The organism is Mesonia hippocampi, assembly GCF_014197445.1.
Taxonomy (GTDB): Bacteria; Bacteroidota; Bacteroidia; order Flavobacteriales; family Flavobacteriaceae; genus Mesonia; species Mesonia hippocampi.
The window spans coordinates 26,469-50,892 of the sequence record NZ_JACIFO010000012.1; the positions used below are offsets into that span (position 1 = coordinate 26,469).

The 24,424-nt window shown below is 32.9% G+C and carries 25 protein-coding genes; 18 read left to right on the top strand and 7 right to left on the bottom strand.

What is annotated here, in order from left to right:
- Positions 1-117: 117 nt before the first annotated feature.
- The 12 genes from GGR32_RS10985 (at position 118) to GGR32_RS11040 (ending at position 12,060) form a co-directional block, all read left to right on the top strand.
- Positions 118-2,517: an aminotransferase class I/II-fold pyridoxal phosphate-dependent enzyme gene (locus GGR32_RS10985; protein ID WP_183478250.1), complete on the top strand. Its 2,400-nt coding sequence runs from the start codon at positions 118-120 to the stop codon at positions 2,515-2,517.
- A gap of 21 nt (positions 2,518-2,538) precedes the next feature.
- On the top strand, positions 2,539-3,372 hold the full coding sequence (locus GGR32_RS10990) for an RteC domain-containing protein (RefSeq protein ID WP_183478251.1): 834 nt from the start codon (positions 2,539-2,541) through the stop codon (positions 3,370-3,372).
- A gap of 338 nt (positions 3,373-3,710) precedes the next feature.
- On the top strand, positions 3,711-4,451 hold the full coding sequence (locus tag GGR32_RS10995) for a hypothetical protein (protein WP_183478252.1): 741 nt from the start codon (positions 3,711-3,713) through the stop codon (positions 4,449-4,451).
- A 174-nt stretch (positions 4,452-4,625) separates the two neighbouring features.
- Positions 4,626-5,381, top strand: coding sequence for a hypothetical protein (locus tag GGR32_RS11000; RefSeq protein ID WP_183478253.1), 756 nt, complete (start codon positions 4,626-4,628; stop codon positions 5,379-5,381).
- Position 5,382: 1 nt separating this feature from the next.
- Complete coding sequence (locus GGR32_RS11005) at positions 5,383-5,778, top strand: DUF5675 family protein (RefSeq protein ID WP_183478254.1); 396 nt, start codon at positions 5,383-5,385, stop codon at positions 5,776-5,778.
- Positions 5,779-5,789: 11 nt separating this feature from the next.
- A complete protein-coding gene (locus GGR32_RS11010; protein WP_183478255.1) occupies positions 5,790-6,023 on the top strand; it encodes a hypothetical protein in 234 nt (77 codons plus the stop codon).
- A complete protein-coding gene (locus GGR32_RS11015; RefSeq protein WP_183478256.1) occupies positions 6,013-6,183 on the top strand; it encodes a hypothetical protein in 171 nt (56 codons plus the stop codon). The genes GGR32_RS11010 and GGR32_RS11015 overlap by 11 nt, the downstream gene beginning before the upstream one ends.
- A gap of 199 nt (positions 6,184-6,382) precedes the next feature.
- Entirely contained in the window at positions 6,383-7,588 is a 1,206-nt protein-coding gene (locus tag GGR32_RS11020; protein WP_183478257.1) for a hypothetical protein, read from the top strand.
- Positions 7,585-8,028, top strand: coding sequence for a three component ABC system middle component (locus GGR32_RS11025; protein WP_183478258.1), 444 nt, complete (start codon positions 7,585-7,587; stop codon positions 8,026-8,028). The genes GGR32_RS11020 and GGR32_RS11025 overlap by 4 nt, the downstream gene beginning before the upstream one ends.
- Positions 8,025-9,875, top strand: a complete 1,851-nt coding sequence (locus GGR32_RS11030) for a DUF3732 domain-containing protein (protein ID WP_183478259.1) — start codon at positions 8,025-8,027, stop codon at positions 9,873-9,875. Before GGR32_RS11025 ends, GGR32_RS11030 begins: the two co-directional genes overlap by 4 nt.
- Before the next feature lie 708 nt (positions 9,876-10,583).
- Positions 10,584-11,081 (top strand): hypothetical protein, encoded by a 498-nt coding sequence (locus GGR32_RS11035; RefSeq protein ID WP_183478260.1) that lies wholly within the window; start codon positions 10,584-10,586, stop codon positions 11,079-11,081.
- A gap of 319 nt (positions 11,082-11,400) precedes the next feature.
- Positions 11,401-12,060, top strand: coding sequence for a uracil-DNA glycosylase family protein (locus tag GGR32_RS11040; protein ID WP_183478261.1), 660 nt, complete (start codon positions 11,401-11,403; stop codon positions 12,058-12,060).
- 51 nt (positions 12,061-12,111) lie between these two features.
- On the opposite strand, the gene GGR32_RS11045 is transcribed toward GGR32_RS11040, so the two are convergent.
- The 3 genes from GGR32_RS11045 to GGR32_RS11055 are packed head-to-tail and all read right to left on the bottom strand — an operon-like array spanning position 12,112 to position 14,475.
- Complete coding sequence (locus GGR32_RS11045; protein ID WP_183478262.1) at positions 12,112-12,975, bottom strand: OmpA/MotB family protein; 864 nt, start codon at positions 12,973-12,975, stop codon at positions 12,112-12,114.
- Between the two features lie 50 nt (positions 12,976-13,025).
- Entirely contained in the window at positions 13,026-14,033 is a 1,008-nt protein-coding gene (locus GGR32_RS11050) for a glycosyltransferase family 2 protein (RefSeq protein WP_183478263.1), read from the bottom strand.
- Positions 14,020-14,475, bottom strand: coding sequence for a type I restriction enzyme HsdR N-terminal domain-containing protein (locus GGR32_RS11055; RefSeq protein WP_183478264.1), 456 nt, complete (start codon positions 14,473-14,475; stop codon positions 14,020-14,022). Before GGR32_RS11055 ends, GGR32_RS11050 begins: the two co-directional genes overlap by 14 nt.
- 79 nt (positions 14,476-14,554) lie before the next feature.
- Here GGR32_RS11055 and holA point away from each other — a divergent pair, with 79 nt between their 5' ends.
- Both holA and menA read left to right on the top strand, forming a co-directional pair.
- The gene (gene holA, locus GGR32_RS11060) at positions 14,555-15,559 is read left to right on the top strand and encodes a DNA polymerase III subunit delta (protein WP_183478265.1); all 1,005 of its coding nucleotides are present in this window, start codon (positions 14,555-14,557) and stop codon (positions 15,557-15,559) included.
- On the top strand, positions 15,559-16,467 hold the full coding sequence (gene menA, locus GGR32_RS11065; RefSeq protein ID WP_183478266.1) for a 1,4-dihydroxy-2-naphthoate octaprenyltransferase: 909 nt from the start codon (positions 15,559-15,561) through the stop codon (positions 16,465-16,467). Before holA ends, menA begins: the two co-directional genes overlap by 1 nt.
- On the opposite strand, the gene GGR32_RS11070 is transcribed toward menA, so the two are convergent.
- From GGR32_RS11070 to GGR32_RS11080, 3 genes are all read right to left on the bottom strand, one after another.
- Positions 16,457-17,776: an Omp28-related outer membrane protein gene (locus GGR32_RS11070; protein ID WP_183478267.1), complete on the bottom strand. Its 1,320-nt coding sequence runs from the start codon at positions 17,774-17,776 to the stop codon at positions 16,457-16,459. The genes menA and GGR32_RS11070 overlap by 11 nt on opposite strands.
- Before the next feature lie 73 nt (positions 17,777-17,849).
- Complete coding sequence (locus GGR32_RS11075; protein ID WP_183478268.1) at positions 17,850-18,575, bottom strand: T9SS type A sorting domain-containing protein; 726 nt, start codon at positions 18,573-18,575, stop codon at positions 17,850-17,852.
- Positions 18,576-18,629: 54 nt separating this feature from the next.
- Positions 18,630-20,414, bottom strand: coding sequence for a T9SS type A sorting domain-containing protein (locus GGR32_RS11080; RefSeq protein ID WP_221403730.1), 1,785 nt, complete (start codon positions 20,412-20,414; stop codon positions 18,630-18,632).
- 205 nt (positions 20,415-20,619) lie between these two features.
- On the opposite strand from GGR32_RS11080, the gene GGR32_RS11085 reads away from it, so the two are divergent.
- The 3 genes from GGR32_RS11085 to GGR32_RS11095 all read left to right on the top strand — a co-directional run bounded on the left by GGR32_RS11085 (position 20,620) and on the right by GGR32_RS11095 (position 23,277).
- Positions 20,620-21,099 (top strand): TlpA family protein disulfide reductase, encoded by a 480-nt coding sequence (locus GGR32_RS11085; RefSeq protein ID WP_183478270.1) that lies wholly within the window; start codon positions 20,620-20,622, stop codon positions 21,097-21,099.
- Between the two features lie 8 nt (positions 21,100-21,107).
- Positions 21,108-22,757: a DUF6029 family protein gene (locus GGR32_RS11090; RefSeq protein WP_183478271.1), complete on the top strand. Its 1,650-nt coding sequence runs from the start codon at positions 21,108-21,110 to the stop codon at positions 22,755-22,757.
- A gap of 295 nt (positions 22,758-23,052) precedes the next feature.
- On the top strand, positions 23,053-23,277 hold the full coding sequence (locus GGR32_RS11095; protein WP_183478272.1) for a hypothetical protein: 225 nt from the start codon (positions 23,053-23,055) through the stop codon (positions 23,275-23,277).
- Positions 23,278-23,380: 103 nt separating this feature from the next.
- Here GGR32_RS11095 and GGR32_RS11100 read toward each other — a convergent pair whose 3' ends face one another.
- A complete protein-coding gene (locus GGR32_RS11100) occupies positions 23,381-23,824 on the bottom strand; it encodes a DUF8192 domain-containing protein (RefSeq protein ID WP_183478273.1) in 444 nt (147 codons plus the stop codon).
- Between the two features lie 251 nt (positions 23,825-24,075).
- Between GGR32_RS11100 and GGR32_RS11105 the strand changes: the two genes are divergently transcribed.
- A complete protein-coding gene (locus tag GGR32_RS11105; protein ID WP_183478274.1) occupies positions 24,076-24,219 on the top strand; it encodes a hypothetical protein in 144 nt (47 codons plus the stop codon).
- Positions 24,220-24,424: the final 205 nt, after the last annotated feature.

Below are 24,424 nucleotides of genomic sequence, written 5' to 3' on the forward strand. Positions count from 1 at the left end.
GAGAAAAACTTATCTTTAAGGGATTACTTTTCGACACTTTCGTTTCTCTATACTTAAAATGATTAATTTTTGTCAGCCTAAATTTTTTAGGACATGTTAAACTTAAATTTAGAGATTATGGCAAAAGTAAAACACAATCATTTTTTAGACACGGTAGATCATGTTTTTAGCTATGCTAAAAAGCTAAAAATACTACACTTAAAAATGCAAGGAAAAACCTTTGATGGGAGAACCATACAAATAGGAGGTAGTAAGGCGTTTCATTTTGGTACCACAGGGTATCTAGGCTTAGAGCAGGATAAGCGTTTAAAAGAAGCTGCAAAGCAAGCTATAGATGATTTTGGTACGCAATTTCCGTTGTCAAAATCTTATATCGCACATCCTTTATATGAGGAGCTAGAAAAGCTTTTACATACCTTATACAACCAACCCGTGGTGGTTACTAAAAATGCAACTTTGGCTCATATGGCTGCTATACCTGTGGTGGTGGGCGATAACGATGCAATAGTATTAGACCACCAAGTACATTGGAGCGTACAAGATGCTGCAAAACGATTGCAGTTAAGAGGAGTGAAAATTGAATTGCTAAGGCATAACAGGTTAGATTTGCTAGAAGCAAAAATACAGGAGTTAGGGGCTAAGGTAGATAAAATATGGTATATGGCAGATGGGGTTTACTCTATGTATGGAGATTTTGCCCCAGTTAAAGACCTACTAAAGCTAGCACAAAAGTATAAGCAACTGCATTTGTATTTTGACGATGTGCATGGCATGAGTTGGTTCGGGAAACATGGCAGAGGTTATGTATACGAACAGCTTCAGCAATTACCTGCTCAGGTAGTGCTTATTGGTACGTTGAGTAAAACTTTTGGGGCTAATGGCTCTTTTATTATCTGCGGAGATAAACTGATGCAGCAAAAAATTAAAACGTTTGGAGGTTCGCTTACGTTTTCTGCACAATTAGACCCTGCTTCTGTAGGGGCAGCTATTGCCGCTGCAAAAATCCATTTGTCTGACGAGATAAACATTTTACAAGAAGAGCTACAAGACCGAATAAATTATTTTAATAAGCTTTTGGCAGCGTATAAAATTCCTTTAGTAGAAACCAACTCATCGCCTGTGTTTTTTATAGCAACGGGTATCCCCGAAACAGGCTATCAGCTTACACAGCAATTATTAGCACGAGGTTTTTATGTAAATATGGGACTTTTTCCGGCAGTACCCTCTATAAAAACAGGCCTGCGTATTACAATCTCGAGGCATAATCAAAAAACAGAAATACGTCAACTTGTAGAAAACTTGGCAAGCTTGTACCCTAAGGTAATGAGGGCTACAGGAAACTCGTTAAAACGCTTAAATAAATATTTTAAAAAAGAGTTTTCTTTTCCAGAACAAGCTCTTAAAAGTACAAATTATACCCTTGTACAACAAAACAGCATTACACAAATAGACAAGCATGTATGGAATAAACATTTTAAAGGAAAAGGAATTTTAGATTGGGAGGGTTTTAAATTTATAGAAGATTGTTTTAAGACTCATAAAGCAGATGAGCATAAATGGAAGTTTTTCTATATTCAAATTTTTGATGCCAATAATAAATTAATGCTAATGGCAGCATTAACCATAAGTTTATGGAAAGACGATGTGTTGGCTAAACCTGCCGTTTCTAAAGCCTTTGAGCATAAACGTAAGGATGATAAATACAAATTTACTTCCTATGTGTTAAGCTTAGGCTCGCTATTTTCAGATGGGCTGCCATTATATATTCACGATAAGGTATTAACAGATAAAACACTTCAAAACTTATTTTTTACAAGCCTAGAGAACATTGCTTTTACCCATAAGGCATCACAAATTGTTTTACGAGATTTTGACTTTTCGGTAAAATACGATAAACTTTTCCAAGCTCAAGGGTTTATAACGCTTAACATGCCAGAAGTTTGTTTAATAGAAAACCTTAATTGGAACACATTAGAAGGCTTTTTGGTTAGGCTATCTAAACGCTCTCAAAAACACTTTAAAAGAGACATTTTGCCATTTCGAGAGTTGGTAGAGGTAGAGGTGCACAGCGAGGTTTCGCCTAGTGTCTTAACACATTATTACGCATTGTACAAAAATGTAAAAAATAAAAACCTTGGGCTAAACACATTTACCTATCCTATATCGGTATTTCAAGAAATGAACAAATCAAAAGCTTGGGAGTTTATCAGTATAAAAATAAAGGGTAAAGCAATGAGTAAAGCAATAGGGGTAATGTTTTGCTATAGAAACTTAGGAGTTACTTATGTTCCTAGTTTAGTAGGGATAAACTATAACTATAATAAAGATTACCAAACATACAGGCAGCTTTTGTATGAGAGTATTTTACAAGCAAACAACGCAGGTTTTAAAACAGTTGATTTTGGGATTAGTGCCAATTTTGAAAAGAAAAAACTAGGAGCAGAAATCAAGGCGAAAATGGCCTATGTACAGAGTAGTTCAAATTTTAAAATGGATTATTTAGAAAGTAAACAATAAAAACTTAAAACCCTTAACGTTATGAAATCTGCTGAAAAAATTATTGACACTTACCAATTACAAGTGGAAGCTTTACTTAATAAAAACAATAAATCGCTCATAAAAGCTAATCAGGGAATAAGCATGAGTTCGCAAACATTGCTAAAGCTAAGAGAGCTTATAGCAGAAAAAGGCTTTGAATCTACTACAGCTGAGGTTTATTTTTTTAAAAATATAAAACCAATTCCTATGAGTTATTTGATTTATTTTATGGAGCTAAAAAATTATGAATTGCAAAAACCTAAAGCAGGAGCACAGTTTCAGATAAGTTTTCTTAAAAGAAAATTGAAAAAGATTAACCGGTTTTTTTATAGAAACGCTGATTTTGTAAGCTATATGGAGTTAGGGTACACTTACTTAGATCAACATTTTTTTTCGAAAACAAAACACGCAACAACATCATTTAAGCCCATAACAAATTATACAAAATTCTTAGAGTTTGATACTTCACATTGCTTGTTATGGGCAAAGATAAAGGCAATGCATAGGCTTATAGCTTATATTCGAGACGCCTTGAAAAAACTAGAAGAAGGTAAACACCCCGAAGATAACCCCCCGCTTTATAATTTGAAATGGACGGCCTCTAAGGCAGCAATGACCGAGCTGGTATATGCCTTATATTCTGCCCGTGCGGTAAATAGTGGTAATGCAGACCTCAAGGAAATTGCCGCAGCATTTCAGAAAATATTTCAAATAGACTTAGGAGACCTTTACCATACTTTTGGAGAAATACGGGCTAGAAAAATACAGTTAACCAAGTTTATAAATCACCTAAAATTAGCCTTAGAGCAACGGGTATATGATGCCGATGAGTAAGGTTTTTTTTAAGTTTTTTTGCTATAAAAATGACCTCCAAAATACAAGATTTAAACCTTGTTGATGAGGTATGTTTTTTGATAAAAAAACAATCTTTTTATCGCTTATTAAGCTCAAAATTTAGCAGAAAAACAGCTGGTGAAAAAACAAGCAAAAAACGCTAAATATTAGCCTCTAGGAAAAATCATGTTTTTCCCCTATCAAAGCCATACCTAGTCCACACCTAGTCCACACCTAGTCTAGGGTGAGACCACAAATTGTCCACTAAAAAATGGGCTAATTTTAGTTTAGCTATGGGCTAACTATGTATTAAAAATAACCTAAAAAAGTAATGAATTATGGCACATTTAAATAATAAAAATCAGCTAATTGGAAGTTTGGGAAATTTGGTGTTTAAAATTGTGAAAGGAAAGATGGTAATACAGACCAAGCCAGAGCGAAAAAATATCAAACAAACAAAACATACAAAAAGTGCTGCTTCAGATTTTGGGAGTTCATCCCATATTACCAAGAAAATAAATTCTGGAATGCAAGAATTTGTTCAGAATTACCACAGTTCAGATATGCATAACAGGCTTCGAACAAAAATATTAAGAGCTATGCGATTTCAAAGTGCTTTACCTTTGGGGAGAAAAAACTTATGGGATGGAACACCAAAACTGCTAGAAGGCTTTGAATTTAATACAGCGAGTAAGTATAACGAATTTTCTGAGCTAAACCTTATAAACTGGCAGGTAGATGAACAGCACCGCATTGGTTTTCAGCAACAGCGTTTTATTCCTAAAAAACACCTGCATTGGTTGCCGTTTACCGGTCAAGTAGAGGTGTGTTACTGGCTTAGTGCTTTCCGAAAAAGCGATTATAAACCTTATCAACAAGAACTGTTTAAGCTAGAAGTTAGGCCTAATTATACAGAAGTTCCATTGCAAACCTTTCAAAGTAATCCTTTTCCAGTAAACAGCTTGGTAATTATTAGTGCGGGTTTATTGTATTATAAAGAAGATCCAGTGCTAGGAAAATTACTTTTAAATGGGAAAACCTGTCACCCTGTTAGGATTGTAAAAGTTATTAAGCTGTAAAATGTTAATAATGTGTTAAAGTAAATCCCCTGTTCTTCCCAACTTGTGAAAAACAACAAGAAGAAGGGCTCATCTTTGGCTTGTAAACTTTTATAAGATGCATCGAGGTTTATCAGGTTTGAGTGAATGAGCCTATAATCATTCTTTTTCTTTTACTGTTTAAAATTAAATATTATGGCAGAACAATTAGGTATTATAAAATTAAGAGGAACCATAGGAGGAATCTCTTTTTACAAAACGAGCGATGGTTATTTAGCCCGAGAAAAAGGCGGGGTGAGTGCTAAACGAATAGCAACCGATGCTGCTTTCCAACGAACAAGAGAAAACAATGCAGAATTCGCTACTGCAGGTAAAGCAGGGAAGCTAATTCGGACAGCGATACAAGTATTGCTTCAAAATGCAAAAGACAAACGTTGTGTAGGGCGTTTAACCCGTAACCTGTTGGGGGTAGTAAAAACGGATAGTAGTAATGCCCGTGGAGCGCGTAAAGTTCAAGATGGAAACATGCAACTGCTAAAAGGTTTTGAGTTTAACCAAAACGGAAAACTAGGAGCAACTCTATTTACTCCGTTTGAATGTACTTTAGACCGTACAGCAGGAACACTGAGTTTACAGCTAGCTAGCTACCAGTCGGCGGTAAGAATATCAGCTCCGCAGGGAACCACACATTACCGATTGAATTTTGCAGGTGCCTCGCTCGATTTTGAGCAAAGCAACTTTAATTTAGGGATGGAGCAAACGAGTATTTTGCCACATTCAACCACCGAGCAAGCTGCTAGTACGTTAACAGCAACTGTAGAAGCCGATAGCGTACTGCCTGTAATCGGGGTGTTGGGGGTTGAGTTTTTCCAGGAAGTGAACGCCGAGATGTATCCGCTTAAAAATGGAGCTTATAACACCTTGGCAGTAGTTTTAGTCGATCAGGTTTAATATGGAACTGGTTTTAAAACGAAGTTATTTTGAAGAAGGGAGTAATGGCGCTCTTTTTTTAGCAGGGCAGCTTATCTGCTACTGTATCGAGCTTCCTTGGCAAAATAATATTCGCTTACAATCGTGTATCCCAGAAGGGAAATATCGTCTAAAAAAGCGTTATAGCCCTAGGTTTAAATGGCACTTACAAGTAGTAGATGTACCCCAACGGGAACATATTTTATTACACCCTGCAAACCATGCCTTGCGTGAGTTGCGAGGATGTATAGCCCCAGTACAACAGTTAAGTGGACCAGGAAAAGGATTGAACTCGCGTATTGCGTTCCAACAATTAAAACAATTGTTATACCCTGTATTTAAAAGGAGAGAGCCTGTATTTCTAATTATTAATTCTTAATTCAAGATGATATGAATTTATCCGAACGAACAAAAAAACCAACACCTAAGTTTTTTAAAGTTTTACGAAACATAGGTTTAAGTATAGCTGGTATTGGAGGTGTTATTTTAACAGCCCCCGTAGCATTGCCCAGTATTGTGGTAACAATAGGCGGTTATTTGGCTGTAGCAGGAGGCGTTTTAAGTGGTGTAAGCCAACTAACGGTTGAAGAAGAACCACCAATGCTAGAAAAAGATGAAGAATAGTTTTTTTATCTCTGGTACAGCAGGAGGAACGCTTTGTAGTGTTTTACCTGTATTAACATCGGAAGACCTAATTAAAACGATTATTTTAGCCAGCATTGGTGCTGTAGTTAGTTTTGTAGTGACCTTTTTAATTAAAATGTATTTAACAAAAGGAGAGTAAATCTAGGTATAGATTGAAGTGTATATAAGGCTGCCCTAAAAAGGCAGTCTTTTTTTGTTAGGGGGTGTTTGATAAAAAAGCTTTTTTTATAAAGAGTAAAATCACTGCCTTATATACAAAGAAGTGTTTTATGTTAAAAAAGTTATATATATTTGGGGATATATAGAAGTTAGGGCTAATTTCCAAAACAAAATACTATATGAGTAATAAAACACATATTGAGAAAACAGGAGCCGAAACAAAATCAATTGGATTCGATTTTCAATATTACTTTTTCTTGTGGAAATTATTAACCCTAAATAAAGGTGAATCTGTTGGTTTAGAGGTAAAAGATGATGTACACACTGAACTAGAAAATGATATTAATATTTTTTATCAAGTTAAGCACTCTGTACAAAAAAACAAGCAGGGTGATATAAAAAATATGACCGCTTCTGATATTGATTTATGGAAAACGTTATATAATTGGGCGAAAGTAATAAGTGATGAAAATGACAACCGGAAAGAAGTAAAGTCACAATTGGAATTTGTTCATAAATCTCATTTTGTGATGTGGAGTAATAAAAATCATAGCTCTAAAAATCAAATTATTGACAATATAGAAAAACTAAAGAACAAGACTATTTCTATTGATAATTTCATCAAAAACATCAAGAAATTTGAGGAAAAATCAGAGAATGATACAATAAAAAAATACATTAACGAATTTTTACTTTTAGATAAAAATGTTCTTAATAATTATATATCAAAAATCACTTTTGAACTAGGTGAAGATGAAATACTTCAAAATTGTAAAGACGCAATAGAAACAAAATTAATTCCAAAAAATAAAGTTGATGATGTTTTTGCAAAAATTGATTCAAGGATAAGAGAAGATAATTTTATAGAAATTAAAACTGGTAATAAAATTCAAATCAGTTTTGAAGATTTTCAGAAAAAATACAGAAAGTATTTTAATAATACCCGAACAGAAAAGCTACAAATTTTACCTCTAACAATGAGCTTACCTGACAAACTTGAAAATCAAACATTTATTAAACAGCTACTAGAAATTAATGATATTAAAACTGATGACATTGAGTTAATTGCTCAGTTTACACGTTTTAAGCTTAAACTAGAAAACAACATAGCTAAATGGCATACTGAAGGTGAAATTACAATAGAAGAGATCGATAATTATAGAAATGAAGCTATATTAAAATGGTCTAATAAGTTTAGAGCATTAACAAATAAATCGGGCTTTAATAATGATTCTAGTTTGGATATTGTTAATCACTTAAGAGAGGAAAACCTTAGAATTGACGGACAAGAATTAGGCACAGAATTAAGTAATGGAGAATTTTATTACTTATCCGATATACCAAAAATTGGATGGAAAAAAGATTGGGAAAAACATAAAAAATGAATTTAGAAAACTATAACAATATTGGAATCACCTCTATAGCCATAAGCTCTGTTTTGTCTTTATCTAAAGAGCTCTCTTTATCTAAAGTTTTACTTATTATGCCTTTATTTACAAGTAAAGCTTTAACAGCACATTTATCAAGAAAAACAACAGAAATAAAAAGTATTGAAAAATTAATATCTGAAAAGACTCCTTTATTTTCAAATTTTAATAAAAGGTATTATGATACATTAGCTAATTCACTAAATGCAATACAACTTTTAATTGAGACTAATAGCATTTCAATTAAAGATGGTAATTTAATAAATAATCAACACTTTAATTTTGAGAAAACTATGGGGAAAAGAGCTGATAAAATAAATTCAGCATCTCAAAATGTATCAAAACTACTAAATGAAAATACTGAAAAACTTTACTTAAATCTTAGAATAGAATTATGAAATATAATATTGAAAAAATAATTCTTTGGCTTAAGAATGGAAAAAAAAGAGAATTAGAGTTTAAACCAAACAAGGTTAATGTAATCACAGGAGATAGTAATACTGGAAAGACAGCTATTTTAGAAATAATAGATTATTGTTATTTTTCTAGTAACTCAACAATTTCAGAAAGTATTATTAATGAGAATGTTTCTTGGTATGGATTAAAAATAAACATAAATGATAAAAAATATACCATTGGAAGAAAAGCTTTATTTGAAGGAAATGTTTCAAGTGAATATTATTTTTCATCTACAGGTGAAATCCCAATAACAATTCCAGAATCAAACAATACTCAAGAAAATATAAAATCACTAATAGAAACAGAATTTAGTATAGATAAAACGGTATCATTCCCTATTGGTTATGGTAGTAACAATATTAAAGTTGGTTCTAAGATTTCCTTACGATATTTCTTGATGTTTAATACTATTTCTCAAGACCTTATAACAAACTCACAAGGAACATTTTTTGATAAGCAGAATGAATCGAGATACAGAGATGCGTTACCTAGAATTTTTGATATTGCAACTGGTATAGAAAAAATAGAAAACATATTAAAAAAAGAGAAAAAAGTAGAATTAGAAAAGAAACTAGCAAAACTAAAACGTAAAGAATCTGAAATATCTAAAAAAACAGAATATTTTCAACGAGAACAAAAAGCATTAGTTAAAAAAGCTAAAGAATTTTCCTTAATAAATCCTGATACAGTTGAAAAAGAAGCCGTAAGCGAATTAAATGAAGTTGTAAATGGTGCTATAATAGAAACTGGAACAGGTATTGAAAGAGCAAAATTAGAAAAAGAAAGAAATATTATTAAACGAAAAATCAAGAATTTAAAAGATTTCACTAATGAATATTCTATTTTCAAAAAGAATCTAACGGATGTTGAAGACAGTTTAAAACCTATAACTTTTATTCAGAGAGAAACAGACAAAATAATTAAAACAGATAATTTCAAAAGTCTTATTTCACAATTATCAACCGAACTAAATGAAATAAAAGAAGCTAGAAAAACAAAAACTCCAATTGACAAACAGGTTTTAGACGAAATTTCTCAATTAACCACACAATTGTCTTCTTTAGAAGATAAATTAGAATCCTTGCCCAAGGAGAATAAAATTTTCGAAAATGAGAAGGAAAAATATATGTTTATAGGAGAAGTAAAAGCCAAAATAAACTTATACTCAAAATCAGACTCATCTCCATCAGTTTCTGTAAAAACAGAAATACAAAAAATAGAAGAAGAACTAGAATCAATAATAATTACTGACACAGAAACAAAAAGAGAATTAACAATAAAGTTGATAGAAGAAATTATACAAGAGTATATGATTACTGTTGATAATGCAATGGAAAATTATAAATATTTTTTACCTGTGTTTGATTACAAAACCAAATCTTTATTATTAAGAAAACCTAAAACAACGTTTTATGAAAAAGTTGGAAGTAGTTCTAATCATATGTTTTTACATTTATTTTTTTCATTAGCAATACACGAAATAATTTTTAAAAACAAATCTCCTTATGTAGCTCCATTTATAGTTATTGACCAACCAAGTAGACCTTATTACGGAGATGATGGTAAAACAAGATTGGATAAAGACCATAGTGATGATTACAAAATAAATCAGGCTTTTAAATTATTAGATAAATTCATTGAAGAAAGAAACGAAAATGGAGGTGAATTCCAAATGATTGTATTTGAACATATTTCAAAGAATTTATTTAAAGATATGAAAAATGTTTACCTAGTCGATTCTGAATTTAAGAATGGAAATGCATTAATTCCCCAAAAAATGATATAAAAAACTAGCCCTAACAAAGAACTGAAGTAAAAACCAACTCTTTTCTACATTAAATTTGAGACATACATTACCTGTGTCAAAATCTTTATAAACAGATTTTAACTCTACATTTATTCCTCTTTTTTGATCTACCCTTTTGCTAGAACTAATACATAGTTTTCATTGTAGGGAATCCCTAATTTAGCAATGGTAAAAACTTTTTTTAATAGCTTAAAAATAAGTATTGCAATCTGTAGTTATACTTTAGGATTAGAGATTAGAAAAAAACGTAGGTTAACTTAATAAAAAGTGTAACAAATAGTTTTTTATTAGTCATTAAATAAAATAATTAAAATGAGATTACTCACAATAATTCTATTTTTATGTGTTTGTCACATATCCTTAGGGCAAAGAATGAAAATTATAAAAGCATTTAAACATCATTCAGTTGTGTTGGAGAACGATACGATAAATTACCACACATATTCCAAAAAAGACATTTCCTCAACAAAAAATATTTTGTTATATATTCAAGGCTCAAAAGCCATGTCCCTTTACCAAACAATGGAAGAATAAGTCCCTAACATACAAGTTAAAAACATTTACAGATGAAAAAATGATTAGCCTTAAACAACTTGATAAAACTCATGTTTTAACATAAAAAATTGTATATTTGAGAATGATGTTTTAACATAAATAACCACATTTATCAGAGCTTTATAAATAATTATGAAATCGAGATTATCAATTTTATTATTTTTGATTTTACCAATACTTGGCAGCGCACAAGATTTTGAGCTAAAAAAACCAAATGTTGAGGAACTAAATGCGGAATTGAAAAAAAACAATTATTCGCAAGATGTGATATACTTATACCTAAATCGGAATTACAAGGCGGAATCTGAAAAATTGGAAGTTAAAAAGTATAGTTATTCTGATTACAACATTTGTGCTTTTAAACAGAAATTTGAAAGTGGAATTGTATACTCGGAAGAGCAATGTAGAGAAGCTGGAGGAATAACAACAAAACTTATTTTACCGAAAACTGAAAAGCAAAGTTTAATTCAATGGGTTGAACTAATTTTTAAAAGTTCACCGATGAATATTGAACACGGGTGGAATTCGGATAAAACAAAATTTGGCCCAACCGATGATGGAGCTGGTTGCTATTTTGAAATAAAACAAACCGAAAAAAATACGGAGATTGAAATGTATTGCGGATGTTGAAAATAACTGTTAATAACATCGCCGCTGCACAGGCCTATAACTTTGCCTGAGTTGATTTTATATAAGCCGTTTTAAACGGCTTTGTTTTTTTGTTAGTAGAACGAATAATCAATAGTTGAGTGTCTTAAAAAGGAGAAGCTTACATATATTTATCTATTCCATAAATAAAAAGCAACCCTTAGGCAAGTCTCGACCAAAAAAATTGGTTGGGGTAAAATGCAGGTTGCTTATATAAAATTAAGTAATTTATTTAGTAAGCTTCCCTTTTTTAAAAATGTTTAACTTTACCAAACTTCCTGTTTTATAAATTTCCAAGAAAATGTTTAAGCATAGTCATCCATATCCTGCTTTTATTCCAGATAATACCACCAAATTAATTGTAGGAACTTTACCGCCGCCAAGATTTACTACGGGGCATTTAAAGCCAGGAGATGTAAATTTTTGCTATGGAAGTCGAGATGGTCAGCTTTGGAAAATTCTATCGGATATTTTTAATTTAGATTTAACTTACAAAAACACCCCGGTAGCTATAAACCAACGCAAAACGTTTTTAAAAACGCACAAGATTGGAATTTGTGATATGGTAGCTGTTGCTTATCGTGAAAAAATAGATGCTTCTGATTTGGGAATAAAACAACCAGAATTACGAGATTTAATAGCCATTTTAAAACAGCACGAAAGTATAAAGCAACTTTTATTTATGGGAGGGAACGCTAAAAATGGACCTGAGTATTTTTTTAGAAAAGTATTAAAAAATTACGATTTAAAATTGGAGCAAATAGAAGCTAAAACACCTAAAGAACACCGTTTGCTATTGGATGGTAGAGAGATAAAAACTGTTTCTTTAACCGCGCCTTCTGGTGCTGCAAATAGAGCTGTAGGAAGCATGCAGCTTTATAAGGCAATGAAGAAAAAATCCTTAGTGGGTAATACGTTAGAATTTAGAGTTTGGCAATATACGCCTTACTTTTTGTCATAAAAAAAAGCCTCGTGTTTCGAGGCTTTTTATGGGTATGTAATAAGGTTTAGCTTATTCGTTAGCACTAGCTTTTTTCATTCCTTCTTCAATCATGCTATAAAACTGATCTAATTTAGGTAGTACTACAATTCTAGTTCTACGGTTAGCAGCTTTTCCAGCAGATGTTTCATTTGAAGCAATAGGGATATATTCACTACGTCCTGCAGCCGTCATTCTAGCTGGGTCAACATCAAAGTCGTTTTGTAAAATTCGCACAATAGAAGTTGCACGTTTTACACTTAAATCCCAGTTATCTGTCATACAGTTGTTTCTAATAGGCACGTTATCTGTATGTCCTTCTACCATAAATTCAAACTCTGGTTTGTTTTTAACTACAGTAGCTACTTTTCCTAATACTTCTTTAGCTCTGGCAGAAACAGTGGTACTTCCGCTTCTAAATAATAATTTATCAGAAATAGAAACAAATACAACTCCTTTTTCTACATTAATCTCAATATCTTCGTCGTTTAAGTTTCCTAAAGCTCCTTTTAAGCTGGTTACTAAAGCAAGCGTAACAGAATCTTTCTTGTTTATTGCATCACGCATTGTTTTAATTTGTAAGTCTTTCTCTTTGATACTTTCTAAAGAACGCTCTAAGTTTTCAGCACCTTTTTTAGATAGGGTGGCTAAATCTCCTTGGCTATTAAGTAAAGCAGAGTTGGTATTTTTTAAGGTATTTACTTGGTCTTGTAGGGCTTCCATACGCGTACTGCGTACACGATCTTCTTCTAGGCAAGCGTTAAGCTTTACAGTAGCCGTGTTTAATAAGTCCTGTGTTTCGGTGTACTTGTCTTCTAAATCTGCAAATTTCTTTTTAGATACACATGCCGAAGTTGTGAATGCAATAGCGGCAGCAAATAAAAAAACTTTTTTCATGGTTATAATTTTTATTTTCAAAAATACACAAAAAACCTAATCTGAGGTTTTTATTTTAGATTCTTATAATTTTTTTGGCTTTTAATAAAGTAGTTGATTATTAAGGCATTTACGTTGCTGTAAGGTTTATAACTAACTTTAGAATTTCTCTTCTTGTAAATTTTAACAGAATTTTTATAAAAACTAAAGTGAGCATGTATGATTGCTAGCGTGTGTTTAGGTTTTCCTTGACATAAAAAAAACACCCCAGCAAGGCCATCTAAACATAAACGGATAAATATTAAAAAATAGGCTTTTGGGGTAGCTACATTTTTCAATAAATTATAAAGAGAGTTTCTAAAGTTTAAGAAGGTTTTTTTTGCATTCATTTTAGAAAGTGTCGCCCCTCCTAGATGGTAAACAGTGCTTTCTGCTATGTAATAACTTTGGAAACCTTTATTAAAAGCTCGCCAACAAAGGTCTATTTCTTCTTGATGGGCAAAGTAATCTTCATCAAAGCCGTTTAGGGAAAGAAATACTTCTTTTCTAATTACTAAACACGCCCCACTTGCCCAGAATATAGGGCAAGAATTGTTGTATTGATGGGTGTCTTCCTCCAACGTGTCAAAAATTCTGCCTCGACAATAAGGGTATCCTAGTTTGTCGATAAAACCTCCGGCAGCACCTGCATATTCAAAATAATTAGGTTTTTTGTAGTCTAATATTTTAGGTTGAGCAATAGCTGTTTCAGGATGGTTTTTAAAATGTGCAAGAATAGGAGGGAGCCAATTTTTACTTACTTCAACATCGCTATTTAGCAGGATATGGATGGGTTCGTTAACTTGTTGTAAGGCTTGGTTGTAACCTTTTGCATAACCGCCGTTTTCTGGGAGTTGAATAATTTGAATTTCGGGGTAGGTTGTTTGTAAAAAATCTACCGAATCGTCTGTAGAAGCATTATCGGCAACATATAGCTGTGCTTCTGGCGAATAGTTTACCACGGAAGGCAAAAAGGTTTCTAGGAGTTTTCTACCATTCCAATTTAAAATAACAACGGCAATTTCTTTAGTTGTTTTCATGTGAATAAGCAGGGATATCGATTAAGAAATCGTAACGTTTTTCTTTATAATTCATTTTACAAAAGTAATGTTTTATACCATTGGTTACCATAAGATAGTTAGCTTGGGTTACTAAATTATAACGCGCTATTTGGTCGAAGGTTTCTTGGGTAATTTTCACACTAGGGGCTTTGCATTCTACAATAAGTTGAATCTTTCCAGAAGGTAAGTAGGCCAGCACATCATAGCGTTTGCTTAGCTTATTGATTAGTAATTGTTTCTCTACATTTAGAAGTTGTTTTGGGATATTTTTTTCTTCTATTAAAAAGTGAATTACATGTTGGCGCACCCATTCTTCTGGGGTTAGTAAAATAAACTTTTTACGAATAACATCGAATATAGCTAGTTTATTTTCTTTATTTTTGAACCTAAAATTATAGGAAGGGAAGTTTAATGCTATCATCTGCAGGAATCCATGGCTTACAAAAATCAAAGAAACATATTTGTTGTAGAGGAAACAACCCTAAGCTGATATTTTTATTATGCAGGAAGTAGATAAAATATTAAATGATATAAAAAACCGAAAGTTTAAACCTATCTATTTTTTGATGGGAGAGGAGCCTTATTATATTGATGTTGTAGCCGATTTTATAGAAAATCATGTGCTTACTGAAGATGAAAAAGGATTTAACCTTAGCATACTTTACGGTCGAGATATAAAAATAGCCGACATTATAGCTAATGCAAGGCGCTACCCAATGATGGCAGAATACCAGGTAGTTATTGTGCGAGAAGCACAAGATTTACACAAAAGCATAGAAAGCCTTATCGACTATGTAAATAATATGCAGCCTACAACCATCCTTGTAATGTGTTACAAGTATAAAAAGTTGGATGGGAGAAAGGCCTTGAGTAAAGCAGTAAAAAAAGCAGGGGTGTTATTTGAATCTAAACCCCTTTACGAAAGCAAAATTCCAGATTGGATTGTTAGCCAACTTAAGAAGGAAAATTATAGCATTACCATGAAAGGAGCTGTAATGCTCGAAGAATTTTTGGGGAACGATTTAGGAAAAATAAATAACGAGCTCCAAAAATTGCAATTGATACTTCCTAAAGGATCTAAAATAACCCCAGAGCTGATAGAGGAGAACATAGGTATAAGTAAAGATTTTAATAATTTTGAATTGCAAAAAGCCTTAGGAATAAAAGATTATGAGAAAGCTTTTAGGATTTTAAATTACTACGCCCAAAATCCTAAAGCAAACCCAATATTAAGAATTTTACCAGTGCTGTATTTTTACTTTTCTAAATTACTTATCTACCATAGCTTGTCAGACAAATCTAATCAAGCTGTGGCAAATGCATTAAAAGTGAATCCTTATTTTGTAAACGATTATGCGTTGGCAGCAAAAAGTTATACCATGAAAGAGGTGAGTCAAATTATCAGCACACTTCGTGAGTTAGATATGAAAGCTAAGGGAGTGGGAGGAAACTCGTTAACTCCTGCAGATTTGTTTAAGGAAATTCTTATAAAAATAGCAGCTTAATGGCAAAAGTAAAAGTGTGGATTTCGGCAGCCAGGTTGCGTACGTTGCCACTTTCTGTTTCGGGAATATTAATGGGCGGAGCTGCGGCTTATTATAACGGTTATTCTAATACGCTTATTTTTGTTTTGGCTTTAGCTACTACCTTGGCCTTGCAGATATTATCAAATTTTGCAAACGATTATGGAGATGGCGTTAAAGGAACTGATAATGAAAAACGCGTGGGGCCGCAACGTGTATTACAAAGCGGAAAATTAACAAGAGAAGGATTGAAACAAGGGATAATAGTAACTGTTATCATAACATTGCTATTGGCGTTGTTGCTTATTTATGTTTCTTTTGGGAGCGAACAATTTTTACTTGCCTTATTGTTTTTTGTGCTAGCTGTAGCATCAGTTTGGGCAGCCATAAAATATACGGTGGGAAAATCGGCCTATGGATATAGAGGCTTGGGAGATGTTTTTGTTTTTGTCTTTTTTGGATTATTAAGTGTTGTGGGAACTAATTTCCTATTCACTAAAACCATAAATCCGTTAATATTTTTACCAGCAGTAACCGTAGGTTTTTTAAGTACAGCCGTACTAAACCTAAACAATATGCGCGATATAGATAACGATAAGCAATCGGGAAAGCATACTTTAGTGGTGAAACTAGGATTGATGAGGGCAAAAAAATATCACTTTATATTAATAATAGGGGCTTTTGTAGCTATGCTTCTTTATTTAATAGGGATAGCACAAACAGGGTCAGCACACCTTTATTTTTGTTTAGTGGCTTTTGTTCCTTTGTTTATACATCTTAAAAAGGTTGTTGAAATAAAAATTCCGAGCCTATTAGACCCGGAATTAAAAAAAGTAGCGTTAAGCACGTTTTTATTAACAGTGCTTTTTCTTGTATTGGTTATTGTTTAAACTCAACCTTTTTTCCAGCTTTTACGCTTTGAGCATTAAGGGCATTGTTGTTTTCATCTACTAAAAATACTGCTACACCAAAACGAGAGGGATCGTAAGTGTTACCATTATCTGTATGAGCAAAATTAGCTAAGTTAATAGTGGGGAACTCTTTTTTGTAAGAAGTAAAGGCAGGGGTTGTTTCTATGTTATCTCCCAAAGAGTTTTCCGTAAGGTTTGTTTCTAATACATGATTGTGTGTAAAGTTTTCTATAGGGTTTCCTTGATTATACCATGGGTTTCCTTCTAAAGTATTGTAGTAGTTAGCTTGGTCATAAATAAGTCCATCTTGGTATAAATAAACAGCTAATTTGTACGAGTTAGGTAGGGTTTCGGTAGAAATAAGTTCTGTTGTTACTTTAAGGTTATCGCCCGATAGTTTTGTTTCTATTTGGATAGCGATGTTGGTTTCTGTTCCTGCAATATTAGTTATGTAGTTTACCGCTTCAGGGATGCTACTATCTTGTATAACACTTATATTTTCTGTTCTGTTAGCTCGTAATTTAGGAAGTGCCGCACCAACATTGAATGATGTTATAAGATGATCTGTAATACTGGCTTCCATATCATCATTTTTATGGATGGCAAGAACAACAACATCATCAGTAAGTTCATATACTTGATCTACGACCAAAAGAACTCTTGGACACCAGCCACACCAATCTCCTGTGTAATCTTCTAAAGCTATTTTTCTTTTTGGTGTAAAAACATTAAAGGAAGCACTTACAACGTTGTTGTTGATTGTAGTGTTAATTTGATGTGTGCCATTTTCAGTTGAAGTATACTTATTGGAAGAGATAGACGAATTATTTATCGTAAAAGTTGCTGTCTCTGTTAGGTTTTCTCCAGCGTTGTTATATAGGTTAAAGGTTACTTCTTGCCCTATAATTGCTTCTTCTGGTGAAGTAGTAATGTAATAATCACCATTAGCAACTTTTATGTTTAATTGGTTAGAAGTAATGTTGTCTATTTTAGCTTCTATTAGGTAAGTTCCATTTTGGTTAAAAGTATATTTATCTTGTTGTATTGGTTCGTTATTAATGTATATCGTAGCAATACTGGTTATGTCGTTATTATCTAGGCTATTGTCACTTGTTACCATAAATTTTACTTCTTGGTTAACGCCTATAGTTCCTTCATTGGCAGAGGAACTTAGAGTGATGAAAGAGAGGTCTTCTGTGTTGATATTAGGACTGTAATCGTAATCTGCACTACAAGCGATAAGCAAACCACTAATAATGCTAAGTAAAATAAAAATGTGTCGCTTCATAAGGTGGGTTTTATTAAATAAAGCCAACTAACAATGAGCTGGCTTTAGTGTATTTATATGAAAATAGAGTAATTTATTGTTTTACAATTTTTTTAGTGATAACAGCATTGTTATTGTTTTTTAATTGTAATAAATAAATTCCCGTAGCTTGTTGAGAAATATCTATATTGTTTTCTCCTTGGTCTAAGCTGTAAGAAGTTAGCAATTTACCTTGGATATTATAAAGGGAAGCTGTTACTTTTTCTTGTACAGAAACAGTAATATTATTACGAGTTACTGTTGGGTATACTGTAGTTTCGTTTACTAATTCTTCTTGAGTAGAAAGTGTTTCATCATAGATGTAATTAACATGTACAGGAGTGCCTGTTTCTAATCCTAAAGCATCTATTTGGTATACTTTAAAAGTATATTTAATATAACTACTGGTATTGTCCATATTCAGAAAGTAAGTTCCTCCAGAAGAGTCATCAGAGATTGCATTTGCAGCAATATTTAGACCTCCTTGTTCAGGAACTAGAAAACCAACTTCTACGTATGGTAAGCATTCTGCAATGCAAAAATTAGCAAGCTGACCGTCACTTCCTTGGATAGCTGTTACTTCACCACGAACGTCTATAGCTTGATTTGTATTGTTTCGTATACTAAAAGAAAGCTTGGCGTCGTGTTCATCTATGGTGTTGAAGGAAAAATCTTGACCGTCTGTAATTACATTTCCATTTTTGTCAAGTAAGTCTATTTGCGCATTAGCACTAAGAAGTGTTGTAAGAAAAACCCCTAGACTAAGTATTGTTTTTTTCATAGCATTTTATTTGTAATACTTCTCCAGGATGTCAACATCCTGGAGAAGTATAGATTATTTAATGATTAACTTTTCTGAGTAACTGTTCTTGTTTTCAGAAGTTATTTTTAAGATGTACACCCCTTTAGATAAGGTATTGATATTTATTGCATTATCTCCGTTGCTTAAATTGATGTTGTTTTTAACTAACTTTCCAGTAATATCAAAAATCTCTAAACTTCCTGCTTCTGAAGTTGTAATAGTTACCATTTCTGATGCAGGGTTAGGGTAGATGTTTAATGCATTTTCTTTAACAAGTTTATCGTTAGAGAGGGTTACATTTGTAATTTGGATAGCTTGCATAATTTCTTTACTACTATCGTCTTGAATAAAAGCAATTACTTCTAGGTCGTCCCACTCTTCTACAAAAGTGTTAGCCATGCTAGCGGATATTGTTTTTTGTATTGGTGTATCTGCAGAGAAATTAGTTGCTTCTGGCATTAATTTCATCATTACGTTGGTGAATTCAGTTTCTTGATTGCTCCCTACGTTTCCTGTGGTTTCTTTTTCGTATACCGCTGCTCTAATGGTATAGTTTCCTGTTAAGTAAGGAGTGATGTCTAAATTGATAACTACATCATTGTTCGGAGTAATTGTAGCATCGGCACTGGTAAATTCGAAAAATGCATTTTTAGCTAATTCTCTATCTAGGTCGTCTCCTACAATTGTGATAACATCTCCCCATGTAACAGCGTTATCCCAGTTAGAAAGTTTTCCTCCAACAAATAAGGCTGGTACACCTGTAGCTCCATAAAATTGTGAAGCACGATTATTGGCTGCAGCAGTTTGATAAGGGTCACCGCTTCCTGGCCAATTCACATGGTAGGCAATGTAAACATATTCGTTACTTCTTTGCGCATGGAAATCATTGTAAACGGCATCGTTAAATGCAGCACATGGTCCACAAGTAGAGCTTGTAAAACGCTCTAATATAGGTGTGTTGGTTGTGCTGTTTGTAGCTACATTAAGGTTTTTGTCAAGTTCTACGGTGTAATATCCACCAAGAGCACTTGAGTTGTTTACTTTTGAAATTAATACATTTAAAGTATGTTCCCCAGCAGTTGCTGTCCAAGTATTTGTATGAGTTACTTCTTGTGTGTCTCCAGGTTGAATATTTAGACCTGTAATGTTTTGTGTTTGTGTGTTAGCACCATCAATTTCCCAGTTAAGTTCAAGAGAGGTGATAGGGTCAGTTCCTGTATTTTTTATATTACTTTTGATATTAACAGCATCATTAGCTACATGAAATTTAGTAGTAGTAATCTCAACAAGTTCAGCATCATTGGTATAAGCCTCTAAAAGTAAAGTCTTGCCTAAAACTACCACGTAACCTTGTTTGTTAATTGCTCTAAAACGTACTTTAGCAGTAGTAGATAAGTGTTGATTGATTATAATCTTCTTTTCTGTTAACTCAGACCCTCCACCTACAGTAATCTCGCTGGTGTAAGATTGTAGGTTATACCAATTTGTTCCGTTGTCAGGAGAAATTTCAACATGTAATTCATTAACATTTGTTCCGTTAGCATTCATTAAAGCTGTGAAAGTTAATGCAAAACTATTTGCTTGAGATAAATCTAAAGAAGGTGTTTCTAATGCAGATTCTGCATCTAGCTCAGCTGTGGTGCTACCAAAGTATATTGCAATATTATTATCTGCAGTAGGTAGTGGAGTTGTTGTCCAATTTAAATTCCCTGAAATTTGATTTTCGGTAAAGTTTCCTGTAGTGTTATTTCCAAAGTCTTCAAAAAAAACTTGAGAACTCATAAAGGAGGTGAAAAGTATCGTGAGTAAACTACTCAAAAGTATTTTTTTGTTCATAGTTAAAAAAAAGTTAATAATTATTGATTAAACAAATATACTTAAAAAATAGAATTCATGTGTTTTTTGTGTAAAAAATATTTTATTTATTGTTTAATTCTGTTTGAATATGTAATATTGCTGCTAAATATGGTTGATATTCGTAATTCGTCAGGTTTTTCGGGTATTAAAATACAAAACAAATAGTATGAAAAATTTAACAATTATTTTTTTATTTTTAACATCAGTGGTTTTTTCGCAGGATGAAGTTCCTAATGTAACTTTAAACGATTTAAATGGAGAAGGGTTTGATGTTCGTTCTTTTTCAGAAGATGGGCAATTAACAGTAATTTCTTTGTGGGCAACTTGGTGTGTACCTTGTTTAAAGGAATTGGATGCAATTAATGATGTATATCCTGATTGGCAAGAAGAAACGGGAGTGCAACTTGTGGCAATTTCGATAGATGATGCAAGAACACAGAAGAGAGTTCGCCCGTTGATAAATGGAAAAGGTTGGCCTTATAAAATTCTTTTAGATGAAAATCACGATTTTAAGCGTGCTATAGGAGCGGCTTCTGTTCCCTTAACGCTACTAGTTAAGAATAATAAAGTGTTATATAGGCATTCAGGGTATTCTCCAGGTGCAGAAGATGAACTTTATGAAAAAATAAAAGAATACTCAAAATAAAGATGTAAATGAGAAAATATACACTAGCCCTGGTAGTAGTAATAATTTCCTCCGTAGCTTTAAATGCTCAAGATTTTGGTACCTTTAATGGAGGGTTTGAGTCTAATGCACAATGGCTTCAAGATGATAAAGACTTGGGGTTTTATGCTCCAGATGATCAATTTAGAGCTAATAATTATTTCTTTTTAAATTATAATGTAGGAAAATTTACCGCAGGTATTCAATACGAAGCTTATCTTCCAACGCCTTTATTGGGTTACGATCCTACTCTTGAAGGTAACGGAATAGCTAATTATTTTGTAAACTATAAGCACGAAAATCTTGATATTACTGCAGGGTATTTTTATGAGCAGTTTGGAAGCGGATTGATATTGAGGTCATGGGAAGACAGGCAGCTGGGAATTAATACCGCATTAAGAGGGGTGAAGGTAAAGTTTGACCCAACAGATTATTTAAATTTAACAGGAGTATATGGGCAACAACGAGTAGGTTTTGAACTTTCAGAAGGAACAGTTCAAGGACTCGATGTAAACTTAAATGTAGGTGAATTGTTGGGTGTAGAGAAACTTTTTGTTGAAGTTGGAGGAAGTTACGTAGGGAGGTACCAAGAGAATGACGGAAACACAAAAGTGCCAACCACCTTAAATGCTTATGCAGGAAGAGTAGATTTTATATATGAAAACTTTTTTGCTAATTTCGAAGCCGTTCATAAAGATCCAGATGTATTAGTAAACGATAATACCATAACCAATAAAGCACATACGTATAAAGGTTCTGCAATGTTGCTTAACTTAGGCTATGCTAAAAGCGGATTAGGGGTAAATGCAAGCTTTAGAAGGTTAGAAAACTTTAGTTTTTATTCCGATCGTTATGCGGAAGGGAATGAATACAATCAGCAGCGTATTAATTATGTGCCTGCGCTAACTAAACAGCATGATTATTTATTGTCTAACATTTATGTGTACAACCCGCAGTCTCGTTTAATAATTTTAGATTTTCAGCAACAAGCGGGAGAAATGGGTTCTCAGGTAGATTTTTACTATACTTTCCCGAGAGGAAAATTTTTGGGAGGTAAATATGGAACAAAATTATCTGCAAACTTTTCTTATTGGGGAGGTTTAGATGCTACTTTCGAACCGAGTACAGATAGTTATTCTTCAGAGTTTTTAGGTGCTGGAAATCGTTATTTTAGAGAGTTAACTGTTGAAGTTAAGAAAAAATGGACAAAAAACTTTAGCGGAATTTATTATTATACCAATACAATTATCGATAAAGGTATTGTTGACGCTAGTCTTTTAGGAGAAAAAGATATAAAAGCAAACATAGGTGTTGTTGAACATACATTGAAGTTAGGTGGAGGAAAATCTGTGCGTTTAGAGCTTCAGCATTTATGGACAAAACAGGATAAAGAAAATTGGGCAGGAACCTTACTAGAGTATAATTTCTCTCCTAGATTTGGCGTGTATGTTAATGATGCATGGAATTATGGAGGAGAAGAAACGCATTACTATAATGTAGGCGGAAGCTATACAAAAGGAAGATCTAGGCTTGCTGTTAATTACGGAAGACAACGAGGAGGTTTAATTTGTGTTGGAGGAGTGTGTAGGTATGTGCCAGAAAATACAGGTTTTACCATCAATTTTTCGACCTCTTTCTAACCTAAAAACAATAAAGATAAAAGCCGGTAAGTATTTAGCTTATCGGCTTTGTTTTTTTTAGCTTATTTTGGGTTTTCTTATATTGTCCTTGACAATTGATTTATTTGTATATCCTTTAAAATTTCCTAAAACTGCTTGCGGTGTTTTCTCACTATCCCTTCTAAAAATTAAGTGCGTATGGTTAGTATAATATACCAAGCTGTAATTGGTATAGCTTTATTTTTGACAGAAAGTAAGACTCTCTATTAGTATTAAATCCTTATAAATATTCTAACCATCCTACCACAGCAAAGCCGTGAAACAAAGCCCCCTTGCTCCCGAAATCGGGAGTATAAAAAAGAGAAAAATAAGCGGAAAAACTGACCGAAAACCGAACCTAAAAGCCAATAAGAAAAACACCACAAAACCAACCAAAGTACCCAAACAAACCCCTCTTAAAATCCACCTAAACCCAAGCGATTGGGGGCTAAATGAAAAAGAGAGGAGAGCACTGTTAGCAAAGGGTTTACAGCGTGTTTAGGCGATTATTGATAACTTTTTAGAAATGACTGTTTGAAGCCCTGGGAATGGAAGAAAAAACGGCTTTGCCGCTTTCTAAAAATAAAATGAGGTGTAAAAGCCACTCATTTTTTGCTTGTCCGTGTTTTTAATTTTTTTACTACTTTATTAGTGGGAATAAATAACTTACTCCAATACACAATCGCTGCATCATATCCACCACTTTCTACTTTTTGAGCAGCGTCAAAAATATACAAACCACTACCACCAACAGGCGTACTATTACTATGGTATCTACCTTTAACATCGCTAAAGTATTCTTGTTTATCACTCTTTACACCTCTATGAATAAATCCTACTTTTTTTCCTGTAAAATCAAACCCCTTCAAACTGTCTTTGAAAATAACATTTAAGTATGCTGCTTCATAACTGTTCAGTAGAGGCGAAGCATCAGCTCCTGTTTTGTCTAACTTTTCCAAAATATCCTTCGGAATATCCTTGAAATTTCGTATTTGTCCGAGTGAACTCATTGCAGAAAGTAGCATAATAATTATCGATAAATGCTTCATAATCTATTATTTAAGGCGTTTGATAAAGTTACCAGCTTGAGATAAATCTAAAGTAGGAGTTTCTAGTGTAGCTTCAGCATCTAGCTATGCCTAAGTATTACCAAAATATACAGCTAGGTAATTACCTACTGTAGATAGTTGAGCAAATATAGTTAAAAGTTATAGATTTTGTATTTAATTTTGTCTGAATATGTTTGTTGTTAAATATATCTAATATTCGTAATTAAGTAGATTTTTTTAGATATTAAAACATGAAAATAAGTAGTATGAAAAACTTGATGATTATTTTTAATATTTGTGATTTTTTACAGGATGAAATTTCTAATGTAAGTTTGAATGACTTAAATAGGGAAGAGTTTACTGTTCGTTCTTTTTTAGAAGACGGAAGTTTATAGTAATTTCTTTTTTCGGACATAGTACGAATCTTGTTTAAAGGAGTTAGATGCAATTAGAGAGGTCTATATAGACTGGCAAGGCAGAAACAAGAGTACAACTTGTAGCGATTTCTGTAGATGGCGCAAGAACAGCCAAAAGAGTTAAGCCTATGGTTAACGTGAAGTCTTGGGCGTATGAAATACTTTTAGATAAAAATCAAGACTT